22 protein-coding genes are annotated in these 22,973 nt (G+C 41.8%); 9 read left to right on the top strand and 13 right to left on the bottom strand.

Going from position 1 to position 22,973, the window contains the following annotated elements:
• Positions 1-1,292 (bottom strand): GspE/PulE family protein (locus E2K52_RS08085; RefSeq protein ID WP_151204650.1); only part of this gene is annotated, 1,292 nt, incomplete at its 3' end.
• Positions 1,293-1,505: 213 nt separating this feature from the next.
• On the opposite strand from E2K52_RS08085, the gene E2K52_RS08090 reads away from it, so the two are divergent.
• Entirely contained in the window at positions 1,506-2,762 is a 1,257-nt protein-coding gene (locus tag E2K52_RS08090; protein ID WP_151204670.1) for an MgtC/SapB family protein, read from the top strand.
• Positions 2,763-2,822: 60 nt separating this feature from the next.
• Here the strand turns inward: E2K52_RS08090 and tsaA are convergent, their stop codons facing one another.
• Positions 2,823-3,527, bottom strand: coding sequence for a tRNA (N6-threonylcarbamoyladenosine(37)-N6)-methyltransferase TrmO (gene tsaA / locus E2K52_RS08095; RefSeq protein WP_151204651.1), 705 nt, complete (start codon positions 3,525-3,527; stop codon positions 2,823-2,825).
• Between the two features lie 105 nt (positions 3,528-3,632).
• Here tsaA and E2K52_RS08100 point away from each other — a divergent pair, with 105 nt between their 5' ends.
• Positions 3,633-4,412: a ferredoxin--NADP reductase gene (locus tag E2K52_RS08100; protein WP_151204652.1), complete on the top strand. Its 780-nt coding sequence runs from the start codon at positions 3,633-3,635 to the stop codon at positions 4,410-4,412.
• Between the two features lie 65 nt (positions 4,413-4,477).
• Here the strand turns inward: E2K52_RS08100 and E2K52_RS08105 are convergent, their stop codons facing one another.
• Positions 4,478-5,098 carry a cation transporter gene (locus E2K52_RS08105; RefSeq protein ID WP_151204653.1) on the bottom strand — a complete coding sequence of 207 codons (621 nt, stop codon included), beginning with the start codon at positions 5,096-5,098 and terminating at the stop codon, positions 4,478-4,480.
• A gap of 86 nt (positions 5,099-5,184) precedes the next feature.
• On the opposite strand from E2K52_RS08105, the gene E2K52_RS08110 reads away from it, so the two are divergent.
• From E2K52_RS08110 to E2K52_RS08120, 3 genes are all read left to right on the top strand, one after another.
• On the top strand, positions 5,185-5,595 hold the full coding sequence (locus E2K52_RS08110) for a Cd(II)/Pb(II)-responsive transcriptional regulator (protein WP_151204654.1): 411 nt from the start codon (positions 5,185-5,187) through the stop codon (positions 5,593-5,595).
• A gap of 149 nt (positions 5,596-5,744) precedes the next feature.
• On the top strand, positions 5,745-7,136 hold the full coding sequence (yegQ, locus tag E2K52_RS08115) for a tRNA 5-hydroxyuridine modification protein YegQ (RefSeq protein ID WP_151204655.1): 1,392 nt from the start codon (positions 5,745-5,747) through the stop codon (positions 7,134-7,136).
• Positions 7,137-7,138: 2 nt separating this feature from the next.
• Positions 7,139-7,393 carry a YfhL family 4Fe-4S dicluster ferredoxin gene (locus E2K52_RS08120; RefSeq protein WP_151204656.1) on the top strand — a complete coding sequence of 85 codons (255 nt, stop codon included), beginning with the start codon at positions 7,139-7,141 and terminating at the stop codon, positions 7,391-7,393.
• A gap of 223 nt (positions 7,394-7,616) precedes the next feature.
• On the opposite strand, the gene ahpF is transcribed toward E2K52_RS08120, so the two are convergent.
• The 7 genes from ahpF to E2K52_RS08155 form a co-directional block, all read right to left on the bottom strand.
• Positions 7,617-9,182, bottom strand: a complete 1,566-nt coding sequence (gene ahpF, locus E2K52_RS08125; RefSeq protein ID WP_151204657.1) for an alkyl hydroperoxide reductase subunit F — start codon at positions 9,180-9,182, stop codon at positions 7,617-7,619.
• 216 nt (positions 9,183-9,398) lie between these two features.
• Positions 9,399-10,316 (bottom strand): hypothetical protein, encoded by a 918-nt coding sequence (locus E2K52_RS08130; RefSeq protein ID WP_151204658.1) that lies wholly within the window; start codon positions 10,314-10,316, stop codon positions 9,399-9,401.
• Between the two features lie 37 nt (positions 10,317-10,353).
• A complete protein-coding gene (locus tag E2K52_RS08135; protein WP_151204659.1) occupies positions 10,354-11,487 on the bottom strand; it encodes a toxic anion resistance protein in 1,134 nt (377 codons plus the stop codon).
• A gap of 16 nt (positions 11,488-11,503) precedes the next feature.
• A complete protein-coding gene (locus E2K52_RS08140; RefSeq protein WP_151204660.1) occupies positions 11,504-12,295 on the bottom strand; it encodes a tellurium resistance protein in 792 nt (263 codons plus the stop codon).
• A gap of 295 nt (positions 12,296-12,590) precedes the next feature.
• A complete protein-coding gene (rnk, locus tag E2K52_RS08145) occupies positions 12,591-12,995 on the bottom strand; it encodes a nucleoside diphosphate kinase regulator (RefSeq protein ID WP_151204661.1) in 405 nt (134 codons plus the stop codon).
• A 303-nt stretch (positions 12,996-13,298) separates the two neighbouring features.
• Positions 13,299-14,552, bottom strand: coding sequence for a serine hydroxymethyltransferase (gene glyA, locus E2K52_RS08150; protein WP_151204662.1), 1,254 nt, complete (start codon positions 14,550-14,552; stop codon positions 13,299-13,301).
• A 153-nt stretch (positions 14,553-14,705) separates the two neighbouring features.
• A complete protein-coding gene (locus tag E2K52_RS08155) occupies positions 14,706-15,953 on the bottom strand; it encodes an alpha/beta hydrolase family protein (RefSeq protein WP_151204663.1) in 1,248 nt (415 codons plus the stop codon).
• 331 nt (positions 15,954-16,284) lie between these two features.
• Between E2K52_RS08155 and E2K52_RS08160 the strand changes: the two genes are divergently transcribed.
• The 3 genes from E2K52_RS08160 (at position 16,285) to E2K52_RS08170 (ending at position 18,314) form a co-directional block, all read left to right on the top strand.
• On the top strand, positions 16,285-16,983 hold the full coding sequence (locus E2K52_RS08160) for an exonuclease domain-containing protein (RefSeq protein ID WP_151204664.1): 699 nt from the start codon (positions 16,285-16,287) through the stop codon (positions 16,981-16,983).
• A gap of 96 nt (positions 16,984-17,079) precedes the next feature.
• Positions 17,080-17,745 (top strand): hypothetical protein, encoded by a 666-nt coding sequence (locus E2K52_RS08165; protein WP_151204665.1) that lies wholly within the window; start codon positions 17,080-17,082, stop codon positions 17,743-17,745.
• 218 nt (positions 17,746-17,963) lie between these two features.
• Positions 17,964-18,314, top strand: a complete 351-nt coding sequence (locus tag E2K52_RS08170) for a hypothetical protein (protein WP_151204666.1) — start codon at positions 17,964-17,966, stop codon at positions 18,312-18,314.
• 216 nt (positions 18,315-18,530) lie between these two features.
• Here E2K52_RS08170 and E2K52_RS08175 read toward each other — a convergent pair whose 3' ends face one another.
• Positions 18,531-18,743: a hypothetical protein gene (locus E2K52_RS08175; RefSeq protein WP_151204667.1), complete on the bottom strand. Its 213-nt coding sequence runs from the start codon at positions 18,741-18,743 to the stop codon at positions 18,531-18,533.
• A 728-nt stretch (positions 18,744-19,471) separates the two neighbouring features.
• Entirely contained in the window at positions 19,472-19,672 is a 201-nt protein-coding gene (locus E2K52_RS08180; protein WP_151204671.1) for a hypothetical protein, read from the bottom strand.
• Between the two features lie 776 nt (positions 19,673-20,448).
• Here E2K52_RS08180 and E2K52_RS08190 point away from each other — a divergent pair.
• Positions 20,449-22,020 (top strand): sensor domain-containing diguanylate cyclase, encoded by a 1,572-nt coding sequence (locus E2K52_RS08190; RefSeq protein ID WP_151204668.1) that lies wholly within the window; start codon positions 20,449-20,451, stop codon positions 22,018-22,020.
• Between the two features lie 111 nt (positions 22,021-22,131).
• Here E2K52_RS08190 and E2K52_RS08195 read toward each other — a convergent pair.
• Positions 22,132-22,973 (bottom strand): LysR family transcriptional regulator (locus E2K52_RS08195; protein ID WP_151204669.1); only part of this gene is annotated, 842 nt, incomplete at its 5' end.

Here is a 22,973-nt window from a genome sequence, read left to right on the forward strand (position 1 = left end):
TGACCGGTCAGTGCCGCCTGAATCGCCATATTGGCAGTGTCCTGATCACGAATCTCCCCAACCATGATAATGTCCGGGTCCTGACGCATCAGTGCACGCACCCCGTCCGCAAACCCCAAATCGATGCCATTATTGACCTGCATCTGGTTAAAGCTTGGCTCCAGCATCTCGATCGGGTCTTCAATGGTACAAACGTTGACCTGCTCCGTCGCCAGCTGCTTCAAGGTTGAATATAAGGTGGTGGTTTTACCGGAACCCGTTGGCCCGGTCACCAGAATAATGCCATGACTGTGGTTGGTCAGATTATTCCAGTCATTAAGCAAATGCCCTTCAAAACCGAGTTGCTGAAAACTCCTGACCAGCACTTCCGGATCGAAAATACGCATCACCAGTTTTTCACCAAATGCCGTCGGCAAAGTTGACAGACGCAGTTCAGTTTCCTGTCCTTTGGGTGTCCGGGTTTTTAGACGACCATCTTGTGGTTTACGTTTTTCCGCTACATTCATCCGGCCCAGAATCTTGATCCGGGAAATGACCGCAGTCAAGGTATTGGCCGGCATGTTATAAATGGTATGCAGTACACCATCAATTCGAAAACGAATCTTGCCCGTATCTTTGCGCGGTTCCATGTGAATATCACTGGCGCCCTGTTCAAAGGCAAATTGCAGTACCCAGTCCACCAGTTTGACAATATGCTGGTCATTGGCATCCGGGTTTTGTGAATCGCCCAGTTGTAATAAGGCTTCTACGCCTTTATTTTCCCGGTCATAGGCTGATGATTTCTGTGAGCCGCTAACTGCGCGACTGACCTGATAATATTCAGTAATATAACGTTGTAGCTGTTCTGGATTTAGCAGTACCCGTTGTATTTTTTTCGGGGAAATATTCTGCTCGAGATTCGACACCCATTCAGTTTTATAAGGCTGATCCGTAGCAATCAGGACTTTGTCTGCCTGAATCTCTACCGCCAAAATATGGTTGCGTAGGGCATATTCCTGTGACATAACATGGGTCAATGCCTGTACGTCCGCTTTTAAAGGATCAATGATATAGAACATTAATCCGGTTTTTTCTGCCAACCACTGACATAGACGGTTTAATGTAAGGGTACTTTGAGGATGAGACTGATCGACCAGATTAAAATGCGCAATCCATTGCAAAGGATGCCATTTAATCTGTTCACGCTGGCGATGGGTGGTCTGAACCCGCATTCGGTCGCGTTCAGCTATTTTGCCATCTTTTAATAACTGGTCTAAGCACCAGCCTGTATCAATTTCAAAATCAAAGTTCATGTTTTATTGCTCCCCAAAGCAGTATTCACTATAACAAGTTTTTCTTGTTTTTCGCATTTTGTGTCTGCATGTCATGGTTGAGCGGCAGATTTTCACAGCAATTCTTCTTCACATCTGCTGATTATTTCAAAATATAATTTTTTCCTGCTTGTTCATAGTTTAGTTTATCGCCTATATTTCAAACAGATCGTCTTTTAAATGACTGAGACCAATATGGATTTTAGTGTGGTGCCTCTCAATAGCAGCGGTTCTTTTCAGGAACTGCTGACTATCCTCACTTCGGCGCTTGGTTGTGGTTTGCTGATTGGCCTGGAACGTGAGCGGCATAAACAGCGTGAACAGCAGCCTAGCTTTGCCGGATTACGCTCTTTTGCCCTCTGTGCCTTGTTGGGTGCGCTGTGTTTTTTATTTGGCATGAATATTGGTCTGACAGGCGCCCTGTTAGTCGGTGGAATGGTCATGTTTTCCCTTCGGAATCAGCTGCAAGATCCCGGTATTACCACAGAACTGGCCTTTATGATGACCTATTTTATTGGGGCCATGTGCCTGTGGAATATTCCGCTGGCCGCAGGACTGGCGGTCTTGGTCACGATTATTCTGATGGCCAAACATTCCATGCATAATATTGCCGGACAATGGATTAGCGAAGCTGAATTTAGAGATGGCATACTTTTACTGGCACTCATTCTGATTGCTTTACCGCTGACACCTGATAAGCCCCTATGGGGCGAAGTCCTGAATCCGCATCTGATTTTAAGACTGTTGACTTTGATCTTAGTGGTACAGGCTCTTGCGCATATTGCCAAACGCTTATTGTCGAGTAAAAATGCCTTGATGCTGTCGTCTATTGCTTCGGGCTTCGTTTCTAGTACTGCGACTATTGCGCATTTGGGTTTACAGGTACGTAAAAGTAAAGTGGATGCCAAATCGAATGCGGGTGCCGCACTGATGTCCTGTATTTCAACCCTAGTGCTACTGTTGGTTGTGGTGGGGGGTGTATCCTTGAGCTGGCTGAGAATTCTGTTCTTGCCTACCTTGGTCGCTGGGGCAATTCTGGCAGCCTGTGCATTTTTATTACTGCGCAAGGCTAAACCGAGTCCAAATCTGGAATCTTCGGACAGCCGGATGTTTAGCTTAAAGGAAGCAGTAATTATTGCGGTGACTTTAACCCTGATTCAGGCTGGAGTTTATGGACTGGAACAGCTGTTGGGAAATGCCGGCTTACTGGCCGGCACCTTGCTCGCCTCCCTGTTCGAAATTCATGCTGCCATGGCTGGTGTCACCGTTCAGGGAGATCCTTCAAATAGCCACTTGATTTATGCTCTGCTTTTGGGACTCGGTGCTCATGCACTGGCAAAGTCGGTCAATGCGGCGCTGACTGGCGGCGTTAAATTTGCCCTGTATTTTGTTCCGGTACAAATCCTGCATATGGCAGTGTTGATTGCTCTGATGTGGTGGATGGTTTTTTAATGCACCACCACAAACTCGATATTGAGAACCAATTGCTTAGGTTCTAAGTCATACAGGAGCTTATAGCTCCTGTATGACTATACAGCTTTGCTGAGAGTTAAACTTCACATCTAAGTCAGCAAACTTCATCCCATAAATCCGTTCTTCATCATCCTGATAGGCGGGCCTTGGGTCCAGAGATAATACCTCCTCTAGCTCTTGAAAAGTCTGGGGTAAGATTTTCTGAGCCGCCAGTAAAGCCTGCTTTTGCTGTTCTGCCTTATCACTCCAGATCACAATTTTACGGGCTGGTTCTTCCTGGGCATAACCACTTTGCGCATCAACCAACGCATCCGAATATTGAATATAAGGCTTAATATCAATAATTGGCGTCCCATCTAGCAGGTCACTGCCTGTAACATACACACGGACATCTTTACCCACTTTTTGCACGTCTTTCAGTTTTACAACCGATAAACCGAGCGCTGCAGGACGATACATGCTCCGGGTCGCAAATACCCCAATTTTTTTATTCCCTCCCAGACGCGGTGGCCGTACCTGCGGACGAAACTGGCTATGCTGCTGGTTCTTGTTCGCATGAAACTGCCAGACCAGCCACAGATGACTAAATGCGTCAATTCCTTCAAATGCCAGCAAGTCATTATAAGGGCCAGTCATTTCAATATAACTCTCCACCTGAACCAGATTAGGCTGACGAGGAATACCAAATTTTTCTTTGTAAGGAGAACGCATATAGCCAATAATCGGCATTTTCAACCCAGTCATAATAACTTTTTCTGATAAGCTCAATTAAATATATTCAGTTTATCGAGAATGATTTTAGATTAGAATAGCAAGCTGTTCTAATTTGATAATTTATTGAGACCTTTAATGGCTGCTTTTAACGTCGAAAAGATTACTCACGTCCACCACTGGAATGATACTTTATTCTCTTTTAAAACGACTCGCGACACTGCACTGCGTTTTAAAAACGGTCAGTTTGTGATGATCGGCCTTGAAATGAACGGCAAGCCGTTAATGCGTGCATATTCGATTGCAAGCGCAAATTATGAAGAAGAGTTAGAGTTTTTCTCTATTAAAGTACCCGATGGCCCACTAACCTCGATCCTGCAAAAAGTAAAAGTGGGAGATGAAATTCTGGTGTCTAAAAAGCCGACAGGTACACTGGTTCTGGATGACCTGAACCCGGGTAAAAACCTGTATCTGCTTTCTTCTGGTACAGGGCTTGCACCGTTCCTGGCAACGATTCGAGATCCTGAAACGTATGAGCGTTTTGAAAAAGTTATCGTGGTTCACGGAACGCGCTTCATTTCTGAACTGGCTTATCAGGACCTGATTCTGAACGAACTTCCGAACCATGAGTTCTTTGAAGAGCTGGGTATTCGTGAAAAACTGGTTTATTACCCAACCGTAACCCGTGAAGAATATCCGAACCAGGGCCGCGTAACGACTGCAATTGAAAGCGGTGAGCTGTTTGAAAAAATCGGGCTACCACGTTTCAATCCTGAAACTGACCGCGCGATGCTTTGCGGTAGCCCGGCCTTCCTTGATGATGTTGCCGCACTGCTAGACCAGCATGGCTTAAAAGAATCTCCTCGTATGGGTGTTCTAGGCGATTACGTAATTGAACGTGCTTTTGTGGAAAAATAAGATTTCGATTCTTTAGAAGCATACTCAAAAAAACCGAGCTGTTTAGCTCGGTTTTTTCATACAGATTAAACCACTGTATAATTTTTTCTTTCATTGATCGCCTGTTTAACGATCTGATAGCCTGCAGTTAATCCTAAACTGGCCATAATGACTGCCACAATGATGTCCGGCCATAAACTGCCTGTACCCAACACCCCAATTGCAGCCAGAATCACCGCGACATTACCAATCGCATCATTTCGGCTACACAGCCAGACTGATTTCATATTGGAGTCCCCATCACGAAAGGCATAGAGAATCACTGCGGTAGTGACATTGGCAATCAAGGCGGCCACTCCAATTACACCCATCGTAATAGCTTCAGGCGGAATACCCTGAAGATAGGCATAAATCACCTTGCCAATCACGACAATACCAAATAAGGCCATGGTCACTCCTTTTAGCAGTGCGACGGTTGCACGCCAATACAGACTTGCACCTAATACCGCAAGTGAAATGCCGTAATTGACCGCATCTCCAAAAAAGTCCAGCGCGTCTGCCCATAATGCCGATGAATGTGCATAGGTCCCACCTATCAGCTCCACCACGAACATGGCAAGGTTAATGAACAGGGCAATCCACAATGCCGTTCTAAATTTGCTGTTGGGCTTGGGAGGAGCAGGTTCATGACTACAGCTACAGGCCATTATAATCTCCAGTGTTTTTAGCTAAAAAAATAGGTTAGATTAATTAGAAACTATGGAGTAACTCCAAGGTCAAGCCCGGAATAAAAATGTCTTTATATTTAATTTCAGAAGTTGCCCAAAAAGCCGGTTTCAGCACCGATACCGTTCGCTTTTATGAAAAAAAAGGCCTGATTCAGCCGAATTTTCGAGCAAGCAATCAGTATCGTTATTATACGGAAGATGCTCTTAAACGCTTAATTTTTATCAAACGTTGTCGTGCCTTAGGTATGTCTCTAAAAGAGATTGAACATCTGATTCAACTAGAACAAAATCCGGATCAGGACTGCTGTGCAGTCAATCAGCTTATCGACCAGCATCTCTCAGATGTTTCTAATAAAATTAAAGAGTTATATATATTTAAACAGCAATTGAAGGCACTGCGGGAAAGCTGTAATACCCCGACCACTATCGACCATTGCCAGATTTTAAAAATGCTGGAAGCGGGTGAAGGTAGCTGAGTTCACTCTCCATTTTTAAGGTAATGACTGCTGTATATTTAGCTCAAAATTCAAGCACTATTGGCCAATTCCGAGTTATTTACTAGGTTGAATCCTGTTTTTAGATGATTAGAATAAAGCCATACTTTTTCTATGTCTTTTGATCAAGCATGAGCATCACGACCGTTACAGAACTTCTCTCACCTGCTGGCTCACTCAAAAATATGCGCTACGCTTTTGCTTATGGTGCAGATGCAGTCTATGCAGGACAGCCGCGTTATAGTCTGCGTGTTCGTAACAATGAATTTGATCATGACAATCTTGCGATTGGCATTCAAGAAGCCCATAAACTGGGTAAGAAATTTTATGTGGTGGTCAATATCCAGCCTCACAATTCTAAACTGAAAAGTTTTATCCGTGACTTAGAACCTGTCGTAGCCATGCAGCCAGATGCTCTGATCATGTCGGATCCCGGTCTGATCATGCTGGTCCGGGAACATTTTCCGCATATGGATATTCACCTGTCTGTGCAGGCCAATGCGGTGAACTGGGCAACCGTCAAATTCTGGAAGATGATGGGACTCACCCGTGTCATTCTGTCACGTGAACTGTCCATTGAAGAAATCGCAGAAATCAAACAGCAAGTGCCTGATATGGAAATTGAAGTTTTCGTTCATGGGGCATTATGCATGGCCTATTCAGGACGCTGCATGTTATCCGGTTACATGAACAAACGGGATGCCAATCAGGGTGCCTGCACCAATGCCTGCCGCTGGGAATATAAAGTGCTGGATGCCAAGGAAGATGAAACTGGCGATGTCATTCCGGTGAAAAACCTGGATTCAGGCTGCTGCCCCAAAGATGCCGACGAAGCACATCTGCAGGCACAACACCAGTTCAATGAGCCAGTGCTGTTACAGCGCAACGAAGAAGAGATGTTTGCTGCCGAAGAAGATGAACACGGCACTTATTTCATGAATTCCAAAGATCTACGTGCAGTCCAGCATGTCGAACGTCTCACCAGAATTGGTGTACATTCCTTAAAAATTGAAGGTCGGACCAAGTCTTATTTCTACTGTGCGCGTACTGCACAGATTTATCGTCAAGCGATTGATGATGCACTGGCAGGCAAACCCTTTGATCCATCACTGATAACTCAGCTTGAAGGTCTGGCGAATCGTGGTTATACCGAAGGTTTCCTGCGCCGTCATGTGCATAGCGAATATCAAAACTATGAGAATGGTTCATCCAGTTTCGATCATCAGCAGTTCTGTGGCGAAGTGCTGGAACATAATGGCGACTACATCAAAATTGATGTAAAGAACCGTTTTGTGGTGGGTGATTCATTGGAGCTGATGACTCCTCAAGGCAACATTACCTTTACTTTAACTGAGATGAAAGACAAAAAAGGTAATCTGATTGAAGATGCCAAAGGCTCAGGTCATATCGTCGAGATTCCGGCCCCAGCAGATGTAGATATGCAATATGCCCTGCTGATCCGTAATCTGCCCAGTTCGACTGTAGACATTTCAGCCTCTTCACTGGCGTATCGGGCGAGTTAAGCATGGCACTACTGATTACCGATAAATGTATCAATTGCGATATGTGTTTAGCAGAATGTCCGAATGAAGCGATTTATGAGGGTGACAAAGTCTATGAAATTGATGTCAACCGCTGTACCGAATGTGTCGGTTTTTACGAACATCAGACCTGTGTGGATGTGTGCCCAATTGAATGCATCATTCCACATCCTGAACACCGTGAAACAGCGGAACAGTTGCTACAAAAGTTTAAGGGCTTAAACCTGTTTAATGCCTAATACAGATCACCTTGGGGAGAGCATAATAAGAAGGGTTATAAAACAAAAATAAAAAGATAAGAAACAGCTTAATGTGCTTGGGGACACATGCAGCTGATTCAATAATAAAAAGATAAAAAAAGGAACTCTGGAGTTAGCATCCAGAGTTCCAATAAAAAAGAACAATAACAATATTGTTCGTGATCTGGCACCGGGAACTTGGGGATTCCTGGTGCCATTTTCTTTATTGTCCTGAGCGTATCATGTAATCGAAAGCAGACAGCGAGGCTTTTGCACCTTCACCAGTGGCAATGATAATCTGCTTGTAGGGAACAGTAGTACAGTCACCGGCAGCAAACACACCTTGCATGCTGGTTTCATTGCGCTCATTGATCACAATCTCACCGCGGTTACTTAGCTCGACTTTGCTGCCTTTCAGAAAGTCGGTATTTGGCAGCAAACCAATCTGTACGAAGATGCCCGCCAGTTCAACGACATGCTCTTCATCTGTAGCACGGTCCTTGTATTTCAGGCCGGTGACCTGTGAACCGTCTCCCAGCACTTCAGTAGACAGCGCATTCTTGATGACGCTGGTATTTGGCAGACTGTTTAACTTGTCTTGCAAGACCTGGTCAGCACGCAGTTTGGTATCGAACTCAATCAGGGTGACATGCTCAACCAGACCTGCCAGATCAATCGCTGCTTCCACACCCGAGTTACCGCCACCGATCACGGCAACACGTTTGCCTTTAAACAGGGGGCCATCACAGTGCGGACAATACGCCACACCACGGGTTTTGTATTCCTGCTCTCCCGGAACATTCATCTCTCTCCAGCGTGCCCCTGTGGATAGCACCACAGTTTTTGAGGCAAGTTTTGCACCATTTTCAAGGGTGACTTCTACCAGACCATTAGAGGTTTCATCGGCACCTTTAATCGCAGAGACACGCTGCAGGTTCATGATGTCCACATCGTATTCACGTACATGGGCTTCCATTTCTGCCGCAAACTTCGGACCCTGGGTTTTCTGGACAGAGGTAAAGTTTTCAATATCCATGGTATCCATGACCTGACCCCCCATGCGTTCAGCCACGATCCCGGTACGAATGCCTTTACGGGCAGCATAAATTGCGGCGGTATTCCCCGCAGGACCTCCACCAATCACCAGTACATCAAAGGCTTGTTTGGCATTCAGTTTTTCTGCATCTTTGGCTGCTGCATTGCTATCCAGTTTGGCAATGATTTCTTCCAGCGTCATACGACCCTGACCGATATGATTATTGTCCTGAAAGACCATCGGCACTGCCATAATTTTGCGCTCTTCCACTTCATCCTGGAAGAAGGCTCCATCAATCATGGTGGCAGTGGTACCTGGGTTATAGATGGCAATCAGGTTGAGTGCCTGCACCACATCCGGACAGTTATGGCAGCTTAAAGAGACAAAGACATCGAAGTCAGACTGGATATTCAGGCTTTTAATATTAGCCAGCACCTCAGCAGAGACTTTCGGGGCATAACCCGACGTTTGTAACAATGCCAGAATCAGGGAAGTGAACTCATGGCCCATTGGCAAACCTGCAAAGAACACCCGTGGCTGTTCACCGGCTTTGGCAATTCCAAAGCTGGGTACCCGCTTGTTCTGACCATCAAAACGGGCAGTCACCCGATCAGACAGAGCAGCGACTTCCTCCACCAGTTCTTTGATTTTGGCAGATTTATCTGATTGATCTAAAGTGGCCACCAGCTCAATAGGCGCTTCAAGGCGTTCAAGTAAGGTTTTGAGTTGGGCGGAAGTATTTTGATCTAACATTGCTAACATCTCCAAGGGAGTAAATCTTTATTTAATGAGGCTATTTTAAGTCAAATAACAAAATAGAGGAAACAGTTTGTTTTTATATTAATGATCGTTTTTTTAGATTGAAATATCAGGATACGTTTTTTTCAGTTGAGTATGGAAGTTCTAGGTTTCCCATGATTCATTCCCAATTAAAAGACAAAAATGCGCCTGATACGGCGCGTTTTTTATTTAGAACATTCGCTGTTCAATCTTTAAAGAACGGTTTTTGATGAGATGGGCCAAGAAAAATAAAATCAGGCTCAATAGGGCGGATAAAATCGCAACCGCAATAATAACGATATGAGCAAATTGACTCAGCTGCTCGGCCTGCTGTACCTGAGTAGACACACTCTTTGCCAGCGGTGTCAGACTTTTACCATAAACCTGCTGTTGCATGGTCCAGATTTGCTCGGGTTTAAAACCATATTGCTCAAATTTGGCATCCTGCTTTTCTGCCTCAACCAGATTTAACACATAGGGTTTGGCCGCCGACAAATCTACGGGTTTATGCAATAGTGCAGTTTGGGCAAGTAAATAAGATTTTACTGGGCCTGCAATATCGGCATCTGTAAGATAACGTGCAATTTCACTGTCCTTAAGATTGCTATCGTAATAGACCACCTGCTTATAGGCATCAGCACGATCACTTTTCAGGTCATGCTGCCAATAACTCAGACCTGACCAGATCAGAATAAAAGCAATCAGCCAGCCCACAAACTTCAGCACAAAGGACTGGAAACGCACAAAAAAGAAACGGAACTTTTTGAGCAAACCGATCACAAAAAATGCGCCAATAAAGGAAGCAAAAGTTTTGAGAATCAGCCAGCCAAACCAGCTCAGCAGACTAAAGAAATAATCCGGGCTATCGCCAATACTTGCTAAATTGGCATCTACACTGACCGGTAAATGCAATTGCTGAATCTGGGTAGTCAGACCAAAAAAGCCATAAACCAGTTCTTGCTGAAAGAACAGGCCAACCACTGAGGCGATAAATATAGTCGAGCTGGTGAGCCCTAACAGCATCAAATTACGTTGACGCTTTTTTAAAGCCACTACCCCTTGCTGGATGTCACGAGGTTTTAGCACATAGTCTTCTACGGGAGGCAAGCTCTACTCCTTCATAGATCAAAGCCTCACATCTGTTTTAGTCAGACTTTGATCCGCTGCTACTTGATTCAATCACCAATTGATTCAGATTATCCTGTAACGCCTTTAAACGCAGCGTAGCTTCGTTGCGTTTCTGTACACCTTCCTGTTGAATCTGAATCACATCATTCACAGTTTTAATGAGGGTGTTTTGCACATGTTCAAGCGTTTCAATATCAATCACCGAGCGCTGATTGGCTTTTGCGGTATCCACTGAGTTCTGGTGCAACAGGTCAGCATTACGGCGTAACAGTTCATTGGTTGCATCATCAATGGTATTGGCCAGCTGCACACTGTTCTTTTGCTCATTCAAGGAGATGGCCAGACTGATCTGGTTTTTCCATGCTGGCAAGGTAATATTTTTAATGGCGTAAAATTTATCTACCAGCATCAGGTTGTTGGATTGGATAATCCGGATCATCGGCAAGGTTTGCATGGCAGACTGCTGCAGGACCTGTAAATCACTGATGCGTTTTTCCAGATTATTGGCCAGATGATTCAGGTCATAAATCTTCTGGGTGGTGTTCTGATCCTGTTCTAATGCAGTCAGTTGCGCGATTTCCTGCTGCAACTCCTGTTCACGTAAACGCCCGGCTGCAATATGAATCCCCAGCTGTTTATATTCATCCTGCACGCCATCAAACATTTTATCCAGCGTATCGACGCGTGCTTTCAGGCCAGACTGAGACGTTTCAATCTCCTTGACCAAAACATCAATCTGTTCTTTGGTAGTATTGAAATGGGTATCAAAATTACCTTTCACCCCTTTAAATTTGCTAATGATATTGCCCAGAAAACCTGAACTTTTCCTTTTATTTAAAATGCTGCTGGTATTGAGCTGCTGCGCCACTTGTACGACCTGATTCAGCTTTTGGCCAGTTGCATCCAGGTCTTTATTTTGCACCAGATTCAGCAGCTCATCGGTATAGCTCGAGGTTTTACTGGCAATATTCTTGCCATATTCAGCCACAGTGTTATGACTCATTTGCTGCAGCTCTTTACGTACTGCCAAAACTTCCTGAAAGTCTGCAGGCTGCAAGCCGAGCTCTCTGAGATTCATTTGCTGAAACTTTTCTTCGGCCAGTTCAGTAGAGCTTTCGGCAGGTAAATTTACTACATCAGATTTGGTCATGGTTCACCTTATATTGTTATGTATCCGAGGGCTTCTCGAGTGACTTTTTTAACGTTTTAATCAGCCGGTTGCGGCTATTATCAAGTTTTTCCAGATCGCCTGTCGAGTGTTTCATCTGGCTTTGTTTGACATGATATTGCCAGGCCGGAATCAGTACCTGCTGTGCTTCCTTAAACCGGTCCAGCAAAGTATAAGACAGCTGCTGGGAAAGCTGCATCTGGGTAATGGCAATATCATTACTACTTTGCAGCGTACGCAAAGTATGCACTTTTTTAGAAAGCCGTTCTGAAAAATTATCCAGAGGATGCTGGTTCTGCACAAACTGCGGATATTCTGACAAAAACTCTTCTGCTGCCAGAATATGTCTGGCCATCTGTTCACGCAAACCCAGCAACTGCTGAAAACGCGCCTGAGATTTCTGAATCTCGACCTGTAGTTTGGTACTCAAATGAGCGGCTTGATCCAGCAAGGCATCCAGTTTTTTATAATATTCAATCTGACTGGAACCATAATCCAGATCCATCCCCAACCATTTTTGCAGGGCATTAAATTTACGCTTTTTCAGATATTTTTTTGACTCAGAGAGCATCTGAATCAACTGCTCAATGGTTTGGCTCAGTTGCCGGGTTAAATGAGGATCAACACCATTTAATAAAACAGATTGGGCCTGGATAAGCGGTTCTGCATAATGATTCAATTTATACTGATCATTCAGAAGAGGTACAAGTTCATTACGCTTGATCTTCAGCACCTGAGCAGGATCAATCGGCATGTCAGTCAAGGCTGGTAAAGCTTCAAATCTAGACATGAGCGTAGGTCTATCCTTTGTTAACAATGGGTATAGGGGGATATATTGAATGTAACAAAGAAAGAAGCAGAATTGTGTTTATTTATCCAGAAATTCGTTACAGCGCTTTAACTAAATTCATGTTTTATCTTTATTTTATTATGGTCTTATCAAGCTGGCGCAGCGCGTCTACTTATCGTCAGCAAAGTAAAAAATATGTTTTAACTGCATCAAAACCAAGGCTTTTTCTTTAAAAGAATAAAACAGGTATAAAAAAAGCCATATCACTATGGCTCTTTCTGCAACCCATCCAGAATTATAAAAAATCGCCTTCGCGTTCTGGCTGATACAGCACTTTTTCAATTTTCACTTTCATCATATGACCATCCGGCTGTGGCCATTCAATGGTTTGCCCTTCAGCCAAACCTAAAATCGCAGTTCCTACAGGGGCGACCACATTAAGCTGACCTTTTTCACCTTTGAACTCGTGCGGGTAAACCAAGGTAATTTCTACAGACTCGGTAGATGGTGCAATCGTCAATAATACGCGAGCATGCATCGTAACGATATTGCTTGGAATCTCATCCGGCTTCATGACTTCTGCACGTGCCAGTTCATCTTCCAGCGACATCATGGTCTCGCTAAGCTTCATCTGATTATCCAGCATCGTTTCCAGACGATGCAGGTCCTGTTCAGATATTATAATCACTGGTTTATCCATCTTAATTACCTTGTTAAACAAATAAGTGAAGAATCTATAAAATTGAAAAAAATATATTCAACGATTTTTTTAATAGTGATTTGAAATATATCTATCAAGTTCAGGACCACATAACAAGCATAATTATGTCGTCTCGAGCATTTTTTAAATCACCGGATTAAAAGCTTGCAGCCACGTCCCTAGTAGCAGGTTGAATTCTTCAGAAAAAGGAAAGTCCAATCACGTTTAAAAGATACAGGAAATAAAAAATTTTCCCTAATAAAAAAAGCCCCCTTGAGAAGGGGGGCTTTTCTCAAGTCAAACTTATTTTGCGTAAACAGGGAATTTCGCGCAAACAGCTGCAACTTTTTCTTTCACTGTATTAATCACAGCCTCGTCACCTTTGCTGTCCAGGATATCTGCAATCCAGCCAGCCAGGTCACGAACTTCTGCTTCACCGAAACCACGAGTGGTTACTGCAGGTGTACCAATACGGATACCTGAAGTTACGAATGGAGAACGTGGATCGTTTGGTACAGAGTTTTTGTTCACAGTAATGTGAGCCGCACCTAACCAGGCATCAGCATCTTTACCGGTGATGTCCTGTTTGATTAAAGATAACAAGAAGAGGTGATTTTCAGTACCACCAGATACTACATCATAACCACGTGCGATTAATACTTCAGCCATTGCTTTAGCATTTACCACAACCTGTTGTTGATATTCCTTGTATTCAGGTGCCATTGCTTCTTTAAAGCAAATCGCTTTAGCCGCTATCGCGTGAACTAAAGGACCACCTTGGTTGCCCGGGAATACCGCAGATTGTAGTTTTTTCTCGATTTCTTCATTGGCTTTTGCAAGGATTAAACCTGAGCGCGGGCCACGAAGTGTTTTATGCGTAGTCGTCGTAGTTACGTCAGCAATTTGTACCGGGCTTGGGTAAACACCAGCCGCAACCAGACCTGCCACATGCGCCATGTCGACAAACAGGTAAGCGCCAACTTTATCCGCGATTTCACGGAAACGCTGCCAGTCCACGATTTGGCTATATGCAGAGAAACCCGCCACGATCATGCGTGGTTTGTGTTCTACCGCCAAACGTTCAACTTCTTCGTAATCGATTTCGCCAGTTTCCGGGTTTAAACCGTATTGAATCGCGTTATATGTTTTACCAGAGAAGCTAACTTTTGCACCATGAGTCAAGTGACCACCGTGAGCCAGGCTCATACCCAGAACGGTGTCGCCCGGGTTAAGCAGTGCAAGGTAAACCGCAGAGTTGGCTTGTGAGCCGGCATGTGGCTGTACGTTAGCATAATCAGCACCAAAGAGTTCTTTAGCACGGTCAATGGCCAATTGTTCAATTACGTCTACATATTCGCAACCGCCATAGTAGCGTTTGCCTGGGTAGCCTTCCGCATATTTGTTAGTCAGTTTTGAACCTTGTGCTTCCATAACTGCTGGTGAGCAGTAGTTTTCTGAAGCGATTAGCTCAATATGAGCTTCTTGACGAGCATCTTCTTGCGAAATTGCTTGAGCTAATTCTGGATCAAAGTCAGCAATAGAGATATTGGCAAACATTAGCGAGGTCCTATTAATTTAGGGCTTTTAAGCCGTGCTAAGATTGGCGCGTATTGTAGCATGAAGTTTGAGATTTTCGATCATGAACTTTATGCAGTTTGCAATAAAAATGGCTCATACCTAAAAAACATGAGCCATTCAGATAAAAATAAGTTATTGAATTGGCATTAGAGATTTTACATCTGAAATAATACTAGGAATATTCAGTGCATAGACACTACCATGATCCCATTTAGTCGCATTTGACTCATCCGTAATATAACGTACTGAAGTTTGTTTCTGCTTGGCAAGTGCTACTAAAACATCTGTTGCTGCTTTAGGAACCGTACTATCTGCTGAACCCTGATAAATAATCACTGGCGTAGAAACTTTAACAAGTAAAGGCTGAGAATCTTTTTCCAAAAAGTTCTTTACGACTGGAATACCCATAAAGTTAGTTTGAGTACGAGGATAATTATTTACTGAGTTATTATTTGATTGTGCATAAGCATACATTGCTCTACCAAACTTCTGGCCTAATACATCATAGCAATCAGTTTCTGCATTTTTCGCGATTTCATCGGTTGGGGTTTTAAAAATCTGGCTATATTGCAGATTCGGGTTCGGGTTACGCAAACCGGCAGTAATCAGTGCAGTAAAGGTATCTAAAGACGCTAAAGTTCCAATTTTTTTATCCAGATTTGTTTCTTGTCCTGCCTGTTGTTCACCTCCTGTCAAAATCAGATTAAAATTTGAAGCCGGTGCTAAAGCTACCGTACCTTTATAGGTCATCTTAGAAGCACGAGCTGCATATTGCGCAGCGCCTAAAGCTGCCTGGCCACCTTGAGAATGCCCTACAGCAACCCAGTGACTGGATGCTTGTGGACCTAAATAATTTCGTGCAGCCACCACCGCATCAGTAATAGAATAAGCTTCACTTTTCAGATTCAAGAAAGGATGAAGTTCTTTTCCACTCGGCTCTCCTAAACCTTCATAGTCAGGTGCTACTACAATATAGCCAGCTTGGAGAAACCCGCCAATCATGGCTTTAATATAATCATTCAGCGCTTTGCGACTCGGCGCACACTGATCAGCTACACCGGTAGTTCCATGTGCCCATGCCACAATTGGCCAGCCTGTAGCTGGAGGTGTTCCCTCGGGTGTAAAAACTAATGCAGTAGCTTGTGTTTCCTTACCATTAATTCCTAACATCTTATAAGTCATGATCACACTTTCGTCAGCGATCCCGGAGAAATCTGTCTGAGTGTAGGCTATAGGTGTGGCCACGACTGGATTATCGATATTATTTACTGGAATAGCAGGTTTGGACTCGTAAAAATGATCATTATCACTATCATCGTTACAAGCAGTTAAGGCTACACTTAATGTGAGAAGAGCACAGGTCAATACTTGACGTTTCATCGATCTTATCCTTATCTTATTTATTATCATCTCTAATGAGTTTTTCTGGTTTTATCTTTAATAAACAATAAAACCACATATAATTTCCCAACTTATCTAAACAATATCAAGCAAAGAATGCGTTATTTTTTCTATTAAATTCGCGCTAGTTTAGATTTATGCTGAAATCAGCAAACTTTAAAATAGAGAGTTTCTCCTCTCCAGAACCATACAAATAGTCGTCATAAGTTAAAAAGCTTGCAATTAATACAGAAATAAAGCAATTCGATTGTCAGTTGCAAAATAATAATGTTAGATTTTACTCTCCTCTCTTTTCAGGAACATTTCCGACATGCAGGCCATTATTCTCGATACTGAAACCCACACCCTGAATGGTCAACCGATTGAAATCGCCTATGCGCCTGTAGAGATTGTAGACCATAAACTCAGTCTGGATAAAAGCCGACTGTTTGATCAGTTATATTCATGTGATGAGCCAATTTCTTTTGCAGCGATGGCTGTGCATCATATTTTACAATCTGATCTGGATGGACAGCCACATTACAGCAGCTTCGAGCTTCCAACAGAAACCACTTATATTATCGGGCATAATATTGATTACGATATTCGTGCTCTGGAAAAATGTGGTGTAGATTCATCCAATATTAAAGCTATTTGTACCCTTGCCCTTGCTCGTCGGGTCTGGCCAGAGGCAGAAGCCCACAATATTTCCGCACTCATTTATATGATTACCAAAGGTAGTGAGCGGGCCCGTGAGATGATTCGTAAAGCGCATCGCGCAGATATGGATATCATTCTTACCGCAAATATTCTGATGCATATTGTGCATCACCTGAAAATTAACAGTCTGGAAGAACTGTATGCCGCTTCAGAAGATGCCCGTATTCCACGCAGCATTAATTTTGGTAAGCATCGGGGTACAGCGATTGCGGAATTACCAGCGGACTATGTGCAATGGTTATTACGCCAGGATGAACTCGATCCTTATTTGCGTAAAGCGCTGGAAAATGCAGCTGTGCTGATTTTATAACCATCAGCTCATCCTTAAAAGCGTAATATATCCTTAATATCATTGTAATTTTCACCTTCTATGCTGGTGCTTATTTAAGCAAAAGATAGATCAAGGATGTTACTTTTTAATAAGACTCAACGTGGGATGGATGTGTTACAGAATCGGTCCCTTCCCCTCACTGCACGTCAGCGCCAACTATTAGTGTTAATCGGTAGCCAAGCTTTTGACTCTTTAAATGAAGCTTCCAGACTGCATATTGCCCGTCCTGAATTATTGCTGCAGCTCTGTCAAATGGGCTTAATCACGCCGGCCGACAAGCAGGCTGTCACTCAACATCAGACCGGAACTCTTCCAGAAGCCGGGACAAAAGTAGGTTTGACAGAATCCGAGATTCATTACCAACCCTTAAGTCCTTCTCATTCCCGGGTGGCTAATGATCATGCTCTTCTATCGATAAATGAAGTGGCGACTTCTGATGACCCGATCGCCCCTTTAGAAAACTTGAATAAAAGCGCTGAAATTTTCCTTCCTGAACTACAGGCACTTTCATTTGAAGATCTGAAATATATGATGATGGATAGTTTGCAAAAACATTGTGGTTTAATGGCTAAAGAGCAAATTCAACATATTTTAAATGCTTCGAATATCCAGCATTTAAAACGCTGTCAGATGCGATGGATTACCACATTACAAGAAAGTCGAATCCATCCCCAAGAGTTAAATTATAAATTGCAGCAGATTAATTTGAGTTATCAAAAACTCCAGTCTACTGTTGATTAAGAATATGACAGGCTCCCCTATCATTTAGTCTTTTAATCTCTTAACTCATCCCTCAAAGCAATCAGATTTAAGTGAGGCAAGAATATATAATTTTGATTTTATTTAATAATTATTTTAAGGGCAAATTCAAATACTCAAAACCCATACTTAAGCGTGATAGAAAAAAACAGTTATTTACCCGCATATAACCAAGGTTTACATTCAGTTGGATCAGCTATATGCAATATTATCTAGAATTTGATGCCTTCGACAATCCAATGCAGCTCAGTAAAGTAGGAAACTGGGTCATCACTTTTATGAATCCGCCTGAAGAAATAGAACATATCGTACTCGCTATTAGCTCTGTACTGCCACGCCAGCTCTGTGAGCACTTGCAACCACGCCGGGTGCTGATCCAGAAAAGCCAGATCAAGCACCATTGGCTAATACAGGGTATTGAATGTTTTGATAGCACACTTAAGCAGGAACTCATCCTGCGCGCCGAACAGGCTACGGCACAACATATTCTAAGCACTATTTTAAAAGAATTTGAAAAATATGAGGTTAATGTCCAGCTTAAATCTTTTTAATTGAAGATTGATTAAAATCAAAGCGCAAATTTGAACCGCTGGATGGAATATGATTTTATAGGTTTTAAACTAAACATTGGCTCACCTGATTTCTGTAAAACCTTCTTATACCAAATAAAAAACTCACCTTTATAGTGAGTTTTTTATTTCATCCAAGGTGCTAAGCTTAGAGCTCTAACGCAAACTGTTGGAGACATGAGATATGTACTCCATTTATTATTCAACTACACGGTAAATACAACTGGACTGCTGACTTTCAAATAATAACTCAATACTTGGCAAAATCTTCTCGCCCTCTACCACAATATGATCAATTTTTTTAACCAGATCTGTAGGAGCTTGATAATCTGTAAGTGAGCGCAATAAGGCTTTGGCATCAATGATTTTACTGTATTGATCTTTAACCTTGATATCTATCATCTTTGACATATTATTTCCCTCTTTTATTTTCCTAAGGTTTTTATAACACACTCGAACTGGCTGTTAAGCCTAAAAATGTTAGCGAATTTGGCAATGTAAACTTATTTAAACAGGAAAAAGTATAGCGAATCATTCTTTTAAATAGGTTAACTTGTATGACAAAAATTAAAAAAATCCAATTAAAAAAGCTCGCATTTCTGCGAGCTCTGTGTTGGATGGCTTGTGCTAGATTTATTGTTTAATGTTAGACATCAAACTCAACTAACTGTCATTGATCCGTCCAACTAATTGGTAGCGTCGTTTGTTTTTTGACCTACCGTGAAGTTAATATAACACTCTTTTTTAAGGCTACAATAGCCTTTTACACTTCACCAAAAACAGCCATACAAGATTTTAATTGTGAATTTTTAAAAACGGATTATTATATTTCTGGCTCTTATTCACGCGATGCCAGACACAGAAGTATCAACTGATTAGTTGATTACAAAACTAGCTATTTATTTGAAAATAAATATTTTTAAAAAACCTACCCTCTTTCTATCATGTTCTTTGCTTATTCTTTGCTGCTTTAAAAGGTTTAATCTTTTATTCTAAAAAACTGAATTGAGCCTTTATTCTGGAAAAAAATCATCTGATCATTTTAGCTTAGATACTTGCTTTGCGCGTTGAGAATAAACTCTTTAGTCCTGTGCTATTTTAAGGCCAATAAAAAGCCCAATATACAATTGGGCTTTTGCTTATTCATCAATTTCGATAGGTTCACCATTTTCAGGCCGTCTGTGCTGCTTCACATCATCGGCAGGATCAACACTTGATCCATCTTTGGTAATCGTATTGTAGAGCTCATCTTCTTTTTTATCATCAATAAACTCTTCATCTTCAAAATTTAAAGGCTGTTCATCATCCTCGAAATTTAAAGGTCTTTCTTCCTGCTGAATATTTACAGGCATATTTTCATTTTCATCATTTATAGGGTTTTCATCTTCTTTCATGGCCTTTCATCCCTTATTAAAGTTGAAAAGATCATGCTCAAATAGTCAACAAAGTTATTCAATAGAGAAACTTTAATATTTATGTAAGCTTATATAAAGTTTCTTATTCTAAAAGATAACACTTCATCCTAAAAAATCATTTAAGGAGGGTTGTAATAGTAGAAGGATGAACCAGCTTAGCCACATGCGGCCGTTACAATAATGTTAGTTTGAGGACCGACCACGATAGCAATTCGATTAGTACGATAATCTATCGTTACTGGTCGACCCAAGGCAATCATTCGCACAATTTCAGTATATGCCTTTGATTTAATGTCTGTTTGGCTTAATTTCTTTGCTTGCTCGTTGTGTGGTCTGATCTGCCTTACAGGTTTTCATTGGAGTTGAATGATGTGGGGTCTCATTTTCAGGAGTGTGAACACAAGTTGTTCAAAGGGGCACTGAAAAAAATAATATCGGATTAAGCCTGTTCATCTATTTTGTATAAGTTCTGTACGTCATATAAAGGCAGGTAGAGCAATCAGAATCAAAACCATTGAAATATTTGTAAAACGTGGGGAAAATTAGAGGCGCTGCTATAAAAAACCTCAAGATGATGAAAACTCGTCACCTTAAATAATCCGCCCTTTGCTACATAGAAATTTTATTGTTGTTTTTCTTTAAACTTGCAAGAAAAATACAATACAATACGTATCATTACACTTAAATATAATTCTTTTTTCATGCTAATTTATAAATTTAGAAAGCGCCTCGATCTGAATTTAAGAAAGTTAATACTTTTATTAGCGATTTTTAGTGTCTCTACACTTTTTATTATTTCTCTAATTATCAGCTATCAGATTGTCACAAACCAACTGATCAGCAATTCACTGGCCTTAAACTCGAATTATGCCAATAAAGTATCCTTAAACACCAATAACTACTTTAAAAACATGCTGCTTGAGCTTGAATACAGCTCTAAAGTTTTAAGTGGAAACTTCGATAGCCATGAACTGAGAGAGAGTGAAACCAACCGATTAAAATATCAGTCTGATCACTATAATAGCGTGGTCATTAGTGATCCTCAGGGAAGGCTGATTAACTATTCCCCAAATGTACTTAATATTGATAAAAATAAAATACAGAATACTCCTGGGGTGTTAAATTCCCTAAATAAAAAATCAGCCTATATTTCCTCACCTTATTATTCTGTTAAAAATAATATGATTGTATTCATTTCTCAGCCGATTTTTGATGGCTCAAATGCTTATAAGGGTTTTATTGGTTCAGCTATTTATCTCAGAGAGAAGAATATTATTAATAAAGTTTTAACAACGAATCATAATTATAAAAATAGCTATATTTATGTGATTAACCATAAAAATGAAATTATTTTCCATCCTGATGCGAATAGAATCGGGCAAACGGCAACAGGTAATACCGGCATAGACTATATGCATACCCATAAAAATGGTCAGATCCGTTTAATCAATAGTCAAGGCATAGATAATCTGGCTGGCTTTTCCCATATTCCGGTTACAGACTGGATTGTGGTATCGCAACAGCCTACTCATGAATTGCTCAAACAGGCAAATTCGATACTTTATAAACTGGCAGCGGCCTTCTTTTTCTTCTATGTACTCATATTTTATATCGTCTGGAAATTATCGAATTATATTGCCTCACCTTTAAATCAACTGGCCAATATGGCAGGTTTATTAAATCAGCCTGAAATAAGCTCCAAAATTAAAGAGATCAAGCCTTGGTATTATGAGGTCACCAAATTTAAATTTTCCCTCTTGTCCAGTATGCGCAAATTTTCCCAGCAAATTACCCAGATGGATAATCATATTAATACCGATCCTTTAACCGGGCTGATGAACCGCCGTGGAATGAATGACTTCATTACCCAAAAAATAAATACCGCTACCACTTTCTCGATACTTCTGATTGATGTCGATCATTTTAAAAAAGTGAATGATACCTATGGTCATGATCAGGGAGATATTGTTTTAAAGCAGGTTGCCAGTCTGATGCAACAAAAATTTCGGAAAGATGATCTGTGCTGTCGATATGGCGGTGAAGAGTTTATCATTATTATACCAAACAGTAATCCGCAACAGGTTTATGAAAGTGCCGAGCGCTTCCGTAAAGAAGTCGAAGCGCATAAAATTGACAATATCGGCAATATAACGATTTCTATAGGGATTGCGTCCTGGCCACTTAGTTCTAATAATATTCAGGAAGTTTTTAAAATAGCTGATAACAATTTATATAAAGCTAAAAATGAGGGACGCAATTGTGTATGTTTCTGATTTTATATGTTTGGTCTTTTCTGCTTCATAAATGGAAGATTTATTTATATCCAAATATTTATAATATGATCATCAGCATTGAACAATATAATGCTGATGATCATAGAATACTTAGTAGTAGGTTACTCTCTTTTTCGAAAAGCGTTCGAGCTGCTTTAAGAAGCCTTCAAAATAATCTTTTTCTTTTTCCTCGCTGCGATAACCCGCATATAAAGTACGACGCAAACCTGCAGGTGCTACACAATCCAAACGACGTGAAGTTACCCAGCCCTTCTGCTCGTATTCATTGACCACCCAATCTGGCAACGCTGCAATACCCCGGCCGCTGGCCACCAGCTGAATAAGCATTTGGGTCAAATCCGTGGTACGAATCTGCTTGGGTAAAATATTGGCAGGAATAAAAAGACGCGACATGATGTCCAGACGGTGCTTATCGACAGGATAAGTCACCAGAGTTTCTTCAGCCAGCTCTTGTACCGTAATCTCTTTGGCGCGTACCAAGGGATGCGTATTGGAGAGCACCAGCCGGGATTCATATTCAAAAATTGGAAAATATTCGATCCCTTTGAGTGCAATCGGATCGGCGGTAATCAGCAGATCAAACTCCCCGGTCTGTAATAATTCATGCGGATTCGCTTCAAAGCCCGAAGCAAAATCCAGATCGACGTCAGGATATTGCATACGATATTGATTCAATAAAGGCATTAACCAGTCAAAACAGCTATGACATTCTGAAGAGAAAATGATTCTTCCGGTCTGCCCATGCACAATACGGCTAATATCACTCTGAGCAATTTGCACTTGTGGAAGAATTTCATCAGCCAGTTTCAGTAACCGCTGCCCAACATTAGAAAAACTCACAGGGCGACTACGGCGGTTAACCACTTCGACGCCAAACCATTGATCAAGCTCACGCAACTGATGCGATAGAGCCGATGGGGTTAGGCACAGGT

It is taken from the genome of Acinetobacter sp. RF14B, assembly GCF_006864105.1.
Lineage (GTDB): Bacteria > Pseudomonadota > Gammaproteobacteria > Pseudomonadales > Moraxellaceae > Acinetobacter > Acinetobacter lwoffii_C.